We start from the raw sequence: 13,234 nt of genomic DNA, 5'->3' as shown, positions 1-13,234 counted from the left end.
TAATATTACCACGAAATTTGTCGTATTTTGTCGGAACTTTTTGGGTGCTCGATCTGTCTTAATAAATAGCAATTTTAATTGAGGGGGGATGTATAAAAAGGGAACATTTCTTTCAATTAAGTGCACAACTATATAATAATATTTTAAAGGAGGTTCATTACATGAAGATGAGAAAAACATTATCACTTCTAACAGTACTCACTTTGGTACTTAGTTTATTTAGCGGGGTGGTCTTAGCTGAGGAAGATTTCAGCAGAGCTGCCAGCAGCATTATTGATTTTGAAGAAGAGGTAGAAGTAGACGAAGAAGCAGAATTTACTGCAAGATTTAGAAAAAGTGATGGAGAAAGGGTAGATGGGACTGTAGAATTTTTTGTAGGGACAAGCCGTGACGCAGAAACAGTAAAATACGACGGTAATGAAATTACTGATGAAAATGGCAAGATTGAAGCAGAAGCAGAAAATGGAGAAGTTGAATTTACTGTAGAAAGTATGGTTCCTGGTGATGTAGAAGTTACCCTATATCAAGACGAAAATCATGAGAACAAGATTGATGATGCAGAGATCACAATAGTTGCTTCCGAAGACGTAGGAGAAATCGATTTAACTGCAGATACTGAAGAAGTTAAAGTAGGTAGAAGCTTTACTTTAACTGCTGAAGCTACTGATACTGCTAACTGGGAAATTGAAGGTGCAGAAATCATCTTTGAAGAAAAAGACGAAGATGATGAATGGAACGAAGTAGATACTGCTCTTACCGATGAAGATGGTATCGCAGAGCTAGATCTTGAAAAAACCGAAAAAGGCGACTTTGATTTCCAGGCTAGATGGGACAATGGCGATGATGATGTAGAAAATCATCCTACTTCTGAAGAAGTAACAGTAGAAGTAACTCCTGGTGACATTGACAAAATTGAAGCTTATGAAGAGTCCAAATTCAGTGACGTGGCTGAAGATACTTTCGATGTTTGGTTTGCTATGGCTGATGAATACGGCAACAACTTAGAAGGGGACTTTGCAGTAGAGGTTACTGACCCAGAAGGAGATACATACACAGAAGAGGACGAAGATGTTGTTAGTGTAGAATTTGATACAAGCGATGATGAAGAAGATACTTATGAAATGTTCAAAGTTACTGTAGATCAAGATGAAGTTGACCTAGAAGGTGACTTTGAAGTAGAAGGTAGAATAGCAGGAACTACTATGAGTGCTAGCACTAAAGTAACTGTATCCGAATTCGGAGAAGTTGAAGATATCGAACTTGAGCTTGATGAAAAAGTAGTTAGAAAAGATTATGATGCTGACGAAGATGGTGAACTTTACGCAACTGTAACATTGATTAATGAGTATGGAATGGAAAAAAGCTATGACACTGATGACGAAGAAATCCTATTCAGCTCAGTAGGACCTTCTGTTGCTAGAATCGATAGCCGTACTGGAGAATTAGATGTAAGAGGAAATGCCGGTGAAAGCGTAATTAATGCTTACTATCAAGATAAAGGTTTAGAAGATAGTGTTGTGTTCTTTGTTGCTGGTGAGCCTGAGCAATTAGATGTGGAAGTTGACATTGAGCCTGGCGAACTAGAAGGCGAAGTTACCATGACTATTCAAGATGAAGATGGTTACAGAGCTATTCAGGACGAAGATGCCGAAGATTATAACATCATTACTCCTGAAGGCATTACAGTAGAGAACAAAGAAGACTTTGAAAATGGACAGGCTACCTTTGAAATTGAAGCTGAAGACTATGAAGTTTATTCCTTAAGAGCTATTACTGAACAAGGTCTAACAGCTAATTTTGATGCTGATTTCACTGAAGGTTTGACTTATGAAGTACTATTTGAAGTAGAAGATGAAGAAGGTGAAGCTTTAGAAGGAGCAGAAGTGGCTTTTGCTGATGCAACTGAAGAAACTGACGCTTCTGGAGAGGTTGCCTTTGAAGTTGAAGCTGGCGAATACGAGTACGAAGTTACAAAAGATGAGTACGAAGAAAGTGAAGGAACAGTTGATGTAGAAGAAGATACTTCAGTAAATGTGGTAATGGAAGAAGTTGAACAAGAAGAGGAAAGACAGATTATCACTTTACAAGAAGGATCAAGTGTAATTGACATTGACGGTGAAGAAGAGGAAATGGATACTACTCCTGTATTCCAAAACGGGAGAGCATTTCTACCTTTCCGAGCTATCGGTGAAGCACTAGGTGCAGAGGTTGAATGGGATGCTGATGACGAATCCGTTACAGCTAACCTGGCTGCAAGAACTGCAATATTCTACCTTGGACAAACTACTGCATTCGTAGACGGAGAGGCCTTTGAAATGGACACTGAACCATTCATGGACGATGATGCAGGAAGAACTTTACTTCCAATCAGATTCGTTGCAGAAGCTTTCGATGCTTATGTTGATTGGGATAGCGAAACTAGAGAAATCACTATTGAGCGACTTGTAAACTAAATTTAGCTCAAATTTTAAATGAAGACACTGGTTATATAAACCGGTAGCCCCAAACCGCCCTGTTGACCCAGGGCGGTTTTTTTAATAGGAACTTTGTTCATATGGATTATTATTTTCCAAACTGCGTCACATTTTCTGAGAATCTACGTCTTATTAGTTAGTACGTACTTTAAGGAGGTGAAGTTTAACAAATCCTTTGTCCAGGGATTTTGATAGATAATTCATTGAGAAATTAATGAGGAGGAGAAAAGACAATGAAAAAAATGTTATCTCTATTAACTGTAATGGCAATGGTATTTAGTTTATTTAGTGGGGTAGCATTTGCTGCAAATAGTGATGATGAGCAGGTTAATATTGACGAGAATGGCTCAAATGAGTATCAAGATTACAGCAGAGCCGCAAGTAGTATAGTTAGTCATGATAACAGGGTAGATATTAACGAAAACTCTGAATTTACCGTTCGTTTTCGTAGCTCAACTGGTGCCAGGATTGAAGAAGGGCCAGTAAAGTTTTACATCAATTCCAGCAGGGATGCTGAAAAGGTTGAACTTGTGGACGGCAAAGAAAAAGATCTGGTTAAACGTGATGGAGAAAACTGGGAAGTACGAATTGATGAAATCAAAAATGGGGAAGTGAAATTTACTGTTACCAGTAGTACTCCTGGTGAATATGATATTACATTGTATAGAGATGGAGTAAAATCAGGGAAAATTGACAGTGCCAAAGTACGAGTGAACGCCAGCGACTCTGTGGATAAAGTAACTCTTGAAATAAAACCAGATAAGGTTACAGCAGGTGAACGTTTCACCTTAAAGGCAACGGCCACAGCTGATAAGTGGGAAGTAGAAGGTGCAGTAATTGTGTTCGAAGAAAAGAATGATCGAGGTAGATGGGTGAAAATAGGGACTGCTAGAACTGATAAAGATGGCGTAGCAGAGTTAAGAATTAGCAAAACAGAGATTGGTGATCATGAATTTCAGGCCAGATGGGACAAGGACAGAAAAGTTAACTCAAATGAAACTGTTGAAGTAAAGTTAGGAGATATTGATAAGATCGTGGCTCATGACAGAACAAAATTTAGTGATATTAAAGATAGCGCTTTTAACGTATGGTTTGCGGTCTACGATGAATTCGGCAATAGGGTTGTGGTTGACGATAAAGATATCGACTCCATTATTACAGTTAGAGTAACTGCTCCAGATGGCAAGGTTTACACTAATGAAGACCGGGATATAGTTGAATTGACTATGGATTTAGATGACGAAGATGAGACCTATGAAATGTTTCAAGTAAAAGTTTTTCAGAACAAAATTGACGAAGATGGTAAATACAAGGTGGAAGCCAGGATAGGTGGTACTACTTTAAAAGATTCTACTACTGTTACTGTATCAGAATTTGGAAAACTGTCTTCTATAGAAATACATTTAGATGAAACTACTATTAGAAAAGATTACGATGCCGATGAAGATGGAGATTTATATGCCAGAGTTTTCCTGGTAGATAACAGAGGTATGAAGAAAAATTATGACATAAAAGATGAAGACGTTATATTCAGCTCTTCTAATAGCAGAATTGCCAGAGTTGGAAGTCGCACAGGCTTGATTGACATCAGAGGGAATACTGGTGAAACTGAAATTAAAGCATATCATGCCGACACTGGCTTTGAAGATAGTGTCAATTTATATGTGGCTGGAGAGCCAGAAGATTTAGAAATAAAAGTGAATATCAAACCGGGTAATCTAAGAGGAAATGTTACTTTAACAATGGTTGATGAAGATGGTAACAGGGCCGTTCAGGATGAAGATTCTCAAAAATACAATATAGTAAGCCCTGAGGGTATTAGAGTCAGTGATAAAAGAGACTTTAAAGACGGTAGTGCTAGTTTTAGTATTAGAGCAGATGAACAGGATATTTACAGTTTGAGAGTTATTTCAGATCAGGGGTTAACTAAAACTTTTAAAACTGATTTCACAGTTGCAGAAGTTTACGAAGTTATTTTTAAAATCCAAGATGAAGATGGTAAGTCATTAAGTAATGCTCAAGTTGTTGTAAAGGCGAGGGAAGTAGATGATGAAATAGAAAAAACATCTAGAACCAATAATCAAGGTAAAGCTGTTATAGAGTTGGAAAAAGGAAAATATGACTACACTGTTACTCGTGAAAATCACTTAGATTATCAAGGTTCTCTTAAAGTTGATGACGATATCACTGAAGAAATCACCTTGGGAGTTGAAGAGCAAGAACAAGAAGTGAAAACAAAAACAATTAAGCTTACTGAAGGTAAAAAGACCATAGAAATTAATGGCCAATCTAATCAGATGGATAGTGCTCCTATTTTTAGTGACGGCAGGTCCTATCTCCCCTTTAGGGTAATTGGGGAAGCTTTAGGTGCTACGGTAGACTGGGATAGTACTGTCAGATCGGTAACAGCCAGATTGGATGACACCACAGTAGTATTTTATATCAATGAAACTGTAGCCTGGATAAATGGTGAGAAGATAACTATGGATGCAGCTCCCTATTTGGACCAGGAAGTGGGAAGAACCCTGCTGCCCATCAGGTTTATTGCCGAGGCCTTTGATGCAAATGTTACTTGGAGTGCTCAGACAAGAGAAATAATCATTGTCAAATGATACCATAACAATGATACAATGAGTATGAATAGTTGACATAATTTTACAAAAAGTGTTGAAAATTTTATCATAAACCGGGTTAAATTCCCGGTTTTTTTCTATTTTTTAAAAACTTAGAAGGATAATGTAGGAACAGTGTTGTAAATTATTGTTAGTGGATTTTAAGTACAACTATATTTTAAAATTGTTAATTTTTGCTAAATTATCGAGTCTGTTAAGTTGTTATGAAAAATAAGCTCATTTGCTCGCAAGATTTCAAAAGATTTGGCAGTCAAGCGGCATTATTACTATGTAAAAGCCAAAAAGTCCTATTACGATTAGAGTAATTAATCCCAGCAACTTGAGCAGGAGTAGACTGATTCAAAACATTGCTTGTCCTAACAAAGTTAAAAGCAAACACAAATACCGCAATCAACTTGTTGGCTGACTGGAAAGAAGCAAATCCTCTGCGTTGCTTAACCCAGCTTTTGAAAATCTGAAAAAAAGATTCAATTAAGTTATTAGAGATATCATCTTGAAAAGACTCGACTCTGATGTGATTAGAGTTTGGAAACAGAACTTTAATTGGAGCATTGTAAGCCCAGTATCTATCTGTAACGATACTATGAGGCTGTCCAAAATGTTTCTTAGCATAGTTCAGCACTTTAAAAGCAGCCTGGCTATCTCTGTAAGGAGATAGATGAAATGCAAGCACAAATCTAGTTTCAGCATCAATAACAGTCCAGGCGTAGAATCTTTTGCCTTTAATTTTAATTACAGTTTCGTCGACATGCCACTCATCAGAAGAGTCAAGATCTATTGGCTTTAGATATCTAGAGATATAAAGAAACAGAGGAGCAAACTTTTTAGTCCAGTCAGCAATAGTAACATGAGATACTTTAATTCCTTCACAATCAATAAGGAACTGTGAGACACCTCTAGTAGAGCTACCATTGATAAAGTACAGGTAAAGAGCTCGAATAACAGTATGAAGAGAATGTCTCATGTTAGAGAAGTCTACTTTGCCGTCAATATCAAGTTGCGAAGGTTCAGGAATACTTTGAGGTTTAGGGACATAGAAAGAATGATTACAGCTTTTGTCCCAACACCTCAAATTAGAATAAAATTCATAGTCGTGATGTAAAAATGTAGCTTTACCGCATTTAGGGCAAGAGGGATATTTACGAGGTTTATTAGGACCTCTTTTATCCCCGCCTTTAGAAAGTGTCTTAGGTGCAAACTGACTAAAACATTCTTGACATTGATACTTTTGATGACCATGATTATCAAAACCAAACCTATAAAACTTGTCAGAGCAGTTATTATTGCATCTAGGGCATACAACTTTAGTCATGGATCAGTCTCCTTTCTCCCGGAGGGTTTTGATTTCTGTCTAAAACTATCTTAACTCCGGGACGGAGACTGATTCAAATATCATATAACTTAACAGAACTAAATTATCTACTAGGAGGCATTAACATGGCCAAAGGAAGCAAACAATATCAAGTTATGAGTCAATATCTTAAAATTTCTGAAAAGGTGTTAATTGTACTTGATTTAAATGGAATCATTGAATTTGTAAACGATAAAGGTTGCCAACTACTAGAGCTAAAGGAAGAACAGCTTTTGGGGAAATCTTTTTTTAAAGAATTTCTTTCTTTGGAAGAAAACCTTCGTTTTCTTCAGGTTTTTAATGAAGTGTTAGCCCAAGAAAATAATGAGTTTTACAAGGATATCGATCTATATGTCATGCCAGCCATAGGAACCCCCAGGTTATTTTCAACTAGGCTAGGTCTTTACAGGGATGACAGCGGAGAAATAACAGGGGTCATAATTGCCGGGGAATCAATCAGTGAATGTGAAAGTAATAGTAAAGTACTTAACAAAAAAGAAAAAATTGAACAGGTCCTTGGAAGCAGTGAAGAAAAATTTCGTAAATTGGCTAACAATATTCCGGGAATCATTTATCTTTGCCAAAATGAAGATGATTATCCCATGATATACTTAAATGATAATATTGAAGAAATTACAGGTTTTTCAAAACAGGAATTCTTAGAAGGTAACAGAAACTTTAGAAGTATTATACATAAAGAAGACCTGCCCCAGGTAAAAAATAAAATTAATAGTGCTCTCCTTGATAATAAACCCTTTCATTTAATTTATCGAATATTTGATGCCCGAGGTGAAATGCGTTGGTTTGAAGAACGAGGTGTAGCGATCAATGGAGGGGGGCGGAATCATTATCTGGAAGGGTTTATCCACGATATTACAGCCCGCAAAGAAGCTGAAGAACAGATTAGATATTTAAGTTTCTATGATGAACTCACTGGCCTGTATAATCGAAGATTCTTTAAAGAAGAATTGTATCGTTTGAACACTAACAGGCAGCTCCCTATGAGCCTAATACTGGGGGATGTGAATGGGCTCAAACTAGTTAATGATGCCTTTGGCCACCTGGAAGGAGACAGGCTGTTAATCAAAGCTGCAGAAACGATAAAAAAATCCTGTCGAAGCGAAGATATTATTGCTCGCTTTGGTGGAGATGAATTTATTGTCTTGCTTCCTCAGACGAAAGCTAAAGAAGCCGAGTTGGTCTCACAAAGAATAGTTGACAATATGCGTGAACAGGAATTTAAAAAATTTAATTTGAGTATTTCGCTGGGATTAGCCACTAAGGAAATTGAAGAAGAGGATAAAAATACTGAAACTTTAATCAGGGAAGCCGAGGAGAGGATGTATCAAAAAAAGATCGCAGATAGCAAAAAAGTTCGCAGTGAAATAATTGAATCATTACTGAAGATATTACGAGAAAAAAGTTTCGAAACGGAAATGCACGGCAAAAGACTGAGATTATTATCTCGAAAAATGGGAAAGGCCTTAAAACTTCCTGACAGTGAGTTGCAGAAATTATCCCATCTATCTGTACTTCATGATGTGGGCAAAGTGACTATCGGAGAAAAAATATTAAAAAAGAAGGAACCCTTAACTGATAAAGAATGGGAGATCATTAAAAGACATCCCGAAGATGGGTTTAAAATCGCCCTGGCAGCTCCTGAACTTGCCCCTATCGCAGAAGCCATTTTACATCACCATGAGCGCTGGGACGGTAATGGCTATCCTCAAGGGCTTTCAGGGGATAATATCCCCTTGCTTTCCAGAATTATTTCCATAGTGGACGCTTACGATGTAATGATTCGCGGCAGGAGTTATAAAGAACCCATGGGCAAGGAGAAAGCCCTATGGGAAATCTTGCGCTGCGGAGGAAGGCAATTTGATCCCCAACTGGCGAAGCTATTTGTGGAAATCATTCAGGATCAGTCCCAGGGTGTGCATACTCCTTCTATCCATTAACATTCCTCAACCAAGTTAGTGAAAATTTCAACCAGCTCAGGATCAAACTGTGTTCCGGCACACCTTTTAATTTCAGCTATGGCTTGTTGCTTGGAAACTGCTCTTTTGTATGATCTGCCCTGGGTTATGACATCAAAAGTATCAATGATAGATATTACTCTGGCTAGTAGTGGTATTTCCTTGCCCTGTAAACCCCTGGGATATCCCTTACCATCCCATCGTTCGTGGTGGGAGGCTATCTCCTCTGCTATGTGGTTTAGGTTATCAGAGTTATAAGCAATTCGCTGCCCAATTTCAGGATGTTCTTTGACTTTTTCCCACTCATCTTCAGTTAAAGGGCCGGATTTTTTCAGAATATCTTCTGAGATTACAACTTTGCCGATATCGTGCATGGTTGCCAGTAAAGATAATCTATCCTTTTCAGCCCTGGATAATCCCAGGGCTGTTCCGAATTTTAATCCCAACTCTCTAAGCCGGCGGGCATGAGCTTCTGTTTCATCGCTTTTTTCTTTTAGGGTAGCCAGTAGGGCTCCGATAATATCACTCTTGGTGCTTTCGCTTTCTCCTAGCTTATTTTTGTACATGCGATCTTCTGCGGATTTTATAGTTTCTTTAAGAGAATTTTTAGTTTTTGTACTTGTGGCAGTCTTTGTGGCTGTGGCAACTCCCAGAGCCATTTTTACAGGAAATGTGGTTACCTGTAAATTATCACATTTTCTCTTAAGATTAGCAGAAATGTTTTCTGCTTGTTTTTTGCTAGTTTTTGGTAGAATGATGATAAACTCATCACCACCCCACCTGGCAGCAATACCTTCTTCTGGTATGATTTCTTCAATCAAATTTGCTATATTGGTTAATATTTGATTGCCGGTTTCATTTCCATAACTTTCATTAACAAGTTTTAAGCCGTTGACATCAGTCATTATTATGCTAAGTGGTAAATTTGACTCCCCGGAAAGATTATTTAATTCTCTGTCGATGTAATCTCTATTATATAATCCAGTTAGTTTATCATGATAGCTTAAATAATGGAGTTGATTTTCAGCTTTCTTTCTTTCCATGATATATCCGATTAACCTGGCAGCAGTATATAAACGTTCTTGGGCTATGTCGATTATAAATGAAGGGCGCGAATCATAAGATTTTGTTTTTTCCCATAAACTGGCCAAATCTACCTGGTAAGAGTCAGCTATGTCCTGGAGGTGGTTCAAATCCTGGGGTGGATCCCCGTAGCTCATGCTAATAGCACCTACAACAGTTCCCCGGGCCTGGATAGGTACCGCATGTATACGTATACCTCCATAACAAAGTTTATCAACGGGTTGGCCTGTATCTATGGCATGTTTAGCTCCTCGCCTCCAACATGATTCGTGACAAAGCCAGTGACCGCTCTGCATAGCTTCCCAATTATCATTTGTGGAACACAGGTTTCGCGAAGCTTTGTTGAGAAAGCGACACCAATCGGAGGCAAATAATCCCAGGGCATAATCCCCATTTTTCTCAAAGATCAGTGCCGTGGTCTCTAGCAATTTTACAAAATCCATTGAGATTTCATGTAACAGATCCTTTCCAGTAGCTTCTAAGATTTCCCGGCGGGTATTGGATTTTGTCAAATCTCCATATTGCATATCACTTAATTTGTATCTAGCATTGTTCTGGGAAGTAATGCTTTGTGCAGTACTTCTTTGGACTGTATAGTTTTTGTTTTTAACAGTATTGATTTGGGGTTTATGCTTGGGTGATAGAACTTGTTTTATTTGATATAATTCTTTTTCTAATTCTTTATGTTCTCGAACTTCCCATAAATAATCCATAAAAATTTGTAACCTCAAAAGGTCATTCTCCGTGTAATCCTCTTCCTTATTGGCCATACCGACTACGGCAACTATGTTATTGTTTTTGAAAATAGGAATTCCCATATATCTGTTCAAATTAATATGGTAGTCTGATATCCCTTTTTTTAACGGGTGAGATTTTTGATAATCATTAATGACTAAGGGCTTCCTTTTGCGGATAGCTTCAGTACATATACCCGGTTCGTCCAGGGGACGTATTTTTTTGTGCCTGTTTAAGCTGCAATCTTGAAATACTTTTTGGGAAAAAGACAACAGGCGCAGTTGCTGTAGGTTCTCGTTATATTTATAAAAATGGCCAATTTTGCTGTCAGTGAGTTTAAGTGCTTCTTCTAATGCAAAATCCTGCAGCTCTTGGATGGAATTCGGTATATTTTTAAAGATATTTAATAGACTTTGTAGGCTCTTTCCAGAGGTCAATACACTCACCCTCCACATATAATTAATTAATTAATAAAAATATTTTTAGATGTTTAGAAAGCTCTTATATTATTAATCTGGTAATAATAATGATAAGAATTAATTATCCAATATGCATCATTGCTATTTCTTGATTAAAAATGACTTTTCCTGTCAACAGTTTTACAATAGAGTCGAATATCCGTGATAGCAATGTGAGTATGTTGATATCTAAGTTAAAAACCCGGGGAATTCCTCGGTTTAGGTTCTCATAGAAGTTGATTATTTTTTAAAATCAATTTAGAATAGGGATAATTGAGATATAAATAAAATTAATATTTAATATTACTAAAAAAAGTAGCTGTCGCTGGAAATGACAGGAACTGAGACAGGAATAGTGTTTTTAAGATAGAAGTGATTAGTCAACTTGTCATATTTTTAACTCTAGTTACTAAGTTATAGGTGGACAATTTTTTTACGAAAGGAGTTTTTCAATGTTTAAAGGTGGTAAAAACCTTGGTATAACCGTATTGGCTTTGTTTATTTTACTAATAGGATCCCAGGTAGGATCCCAAGCGGCTTTTGGGGGTGTAAGCCACATCCAAGAGACTTCAGAACTTTCTCTGGAAATCGACGGACAAGAAATTGAAACAGACTTGCAATTAGAACAGGGTCGAACTATGGTAGACGCTTCATCTGTAAATGAATATTTACCCCACGATCTTGACAATGAAATAGTACCAGTACGTGAAACCTTTGAAGAAATAGGAGCAGAAGTTAGCTGGGTAAGTGCAACTGAAACCGTAGAAATAAATTTAGAAGACAGAGTAGTAGAAGAACTGGAAGAAGATGTGGATGAGGAAGTGATAACAGAAGATGAAGTTTTAGGTATAGACCATGAGGTTTTAGAGCAGATTGACGTGGACCATGCTATGGAACATGTTGAATATCTCGCCCAGGACATTGGTACTCGCCCTGCCGGAACTTCTGATGAACACAAAGCGGCTGACTATTTAGTTGAGTATTATCAGGATTTGGGATACGAAGTAAATAAACAAGAATTTCCTGTGGGATTTGCGGGCCCTGAGATGGCAGTTTTGGCTAATGTTGAAATAGAAGATGGAGAGCAGTGGTATGGGGAAATCGATTATGATCACGAAACCGAATACGGGGATGATTACCCCTGGGGAACGTTTGAAGAAAGGCATGGCACTGAATGGGAGATGTGGGCTTCTCCAGGAGGTTTAATTACTGAAGGAAAACAGGAAGTCAGGGCAGAGGTTGTAAATGTCGGTAGCGGTGATATTGAAGATATTGATGAAAAGGTAGAAGATAAAATTGTTTTAGTCGAAGGAGACTTTCGGCAGCTTGATCCAGAGGAATTTGGTCAGATAGTGGTAGAAGTTGAAGATGAAGGTGGAGATGGAGTCATAATTTACAATAGCGGAGGCCCTGGTGGTGCATTAGGGCAAGCATTTCCACCTTATATGAGCGAACAAGCGAATATACCAGTTCTAGGAGCTTCATACATTCACGGAATATGGCTTGAGGAAATGGTCGCCAATTCTGATGATGGTGTTGAACTCACTATCGATACAGTCGTCAAAGAAGATTTAACTTCTTATAATGTAGAAGCTACTAAATCTGCAGATGATGAAAATGCTCCCATAATAGCTGTGACAGGTCACTATGATAGTGTGGTTTCAGCTCCAGGGGCCAATGACAATGCTTCGGGTACGGCAGCTACCATGGAGATGGCTCGGGTATTTAAAGAATACGATGGCGATGTGGAGCTACGATTTATTAACTTTGGGGCTGAAGAAGTTGGGCTAGTAGGTTCCCGGTATTATGTTGAACAGTTGTCCCAGGACGAACAGGAGAGATTCAAAGGAGTTTATAATCCTGATATGGTGGCTACCAGTGATCCATATATAGAGCATTTATTTGCCCAAACAGTAGACGGTGAACCAAACTTGGTTACTGATTCCATGAAGGAAGCAGATAAAGCCCTGGGTTATGAAGAAGTTGCCCAAGGTCAATTTTCTGCCAGTGATCACCTTCCTTTCCATGAAGCGGGTATTCCAGCAGCTTTGTTTATCCACATGTCCGGTGAAGGGACTCAAGAAGATTTTTATACGGAACCAGTATACCATACCCCTCTAGATACTGTAGAAGATAATATCTGTGAAGACCGTTATGAAAAAGCATTGGAGATAATTGGAACAGCAGTCTTGGATGTTATTAATTAACAATATAAACGTATATTAGATATTTTCTAAGATACTGTGAAAGCCAGCGGAAAACTGCCGCTGGCTTTGTTTTTTAAAGATTCTGAGCTTTTTTGTACTTACATGGCAGATTTTACTGTTTTGGATGAGGAATGTTGTATTGACAATTTCTTTGTGAAACTTGTAGAATAAAAGAAGGTTTAATACCCAAGTAACGCCCTTTACTTTAAAAGGCAAAAGGATTACAGAAAATTAGAAAGATTGAGGGGGTGAGAAGGCCGACTGCAGGATGTTTGGGCGCTTTAAATTACAAAAGCGTTAAAATCGAAACAAGGAGG

General features: G+C 37.9%; 6 protein-coding genes. 4 read left to right on the top strand and 2 right to left on the bottom strand.

The annotated features are described in order from the left end of the window. The first annotated feature begins 161 nt into the window (after window positions 1–161). A complete protein-coding gene (locus tag NTHER_RS12230) occupies window positions 162–2,453 on the top strand; it encodes a stalk domain-containing protein (RefSeq protein ID WP_012448824.1) in 2,292 nt (763 codons plus the stop codon). A 254-nt stretch (window positions 2,454–2,707) separates the two neighbouring features. Next, entirely contained in the window at window positions 2,708–5,086 is a 2,379-nt protein-coding gene (locus tag NTHER_RS12225) for a stalk domain-containing protein (protein ID WP_012448823.1), read from the top strand. Window positions 5,087–5,357: 271 nt separating this feature from the next. Here the strand turns inward: NTHER_RS12225 and NTHER_RS12220 are convergent, their stop codons facing one another. Beyond that, window positions 5,358–6,419 (bottom strand): IS6 family transposase, encoded by a 1,062-nt coding sequence (locus NTHER_RS12220; RefSeq protein ID WP_012446527.1) that lies wholly within the window; start codon window positions 6,417–6,419, stop codon window positions 5,358–5,360. Between the two features lie 125 nt (window positions 6,420–6,544). Here NTHER_RS12220 and NTHER_RS12215 point away from each other — a divergent pair, with 125 nt between their 5' ends. Next, a complete protein-coding gene (locus NTHER_RS12215; protein WP_012448822.1) occupies window positions 6,545–8,416 on the top strand; it encodes a diguanylate cyclase domain-containing protein in 1,872 nt (623 codons plus the stop codon). Here NTHER_RS12215 and NTHER_RS15380 read toward each other — a convergent pair. Next, window positions 8,413–10,689: an HD domain-containing phosphohydrolase gene (locus NTHER_RS15380; RefSeq protein ID WP_012448821.1), complete on the bottom strand. Its 2,277-nt coding sequence runs from the start codon at window positions 10,687–10,689 to the stop codon at window positions 8,413–8,415. The two genes, NTHER_RS12215 and NTHER_RS15380, sit on opposite strands and share 4 nt — an antisense overlap. A gap of 473 nt (window positions 10,690–11,162) precedes the next feature. On the opposite strand from NTHER_RS15380, the gene NTHER_RS12205 reads away from it, so the two are divergent. Beyond that, a complete protein-coding gene (locus NTHER_RS12205; RefSeq protein ID WP_012448820.1) occupies window positions 11,163–12,917 on the top strand; it encodes a M28 family peptidase in 1,755 nt (584 codons plus the stop codon). The last annotated feature ends 317 nt before the right edge of the window (window positions 12,918–13,234 follow it).

The organism is Natranaerobius thermophilus JW/NM-WN-LF (assembly GCF_000020005.1).
Taxonomy (GTDB): Bacteria; Bacillota; Natranaerobiia; order Natranaerobiales; family Natranaerobiaceae; genus Natranaerobius; species Natranaerobius thermophilus.
The sequence above is the reverse complement of the archived record's forward strand: the minus strand, read 5'-3'. Positions and strand labels throughout refer to the sequence as shown.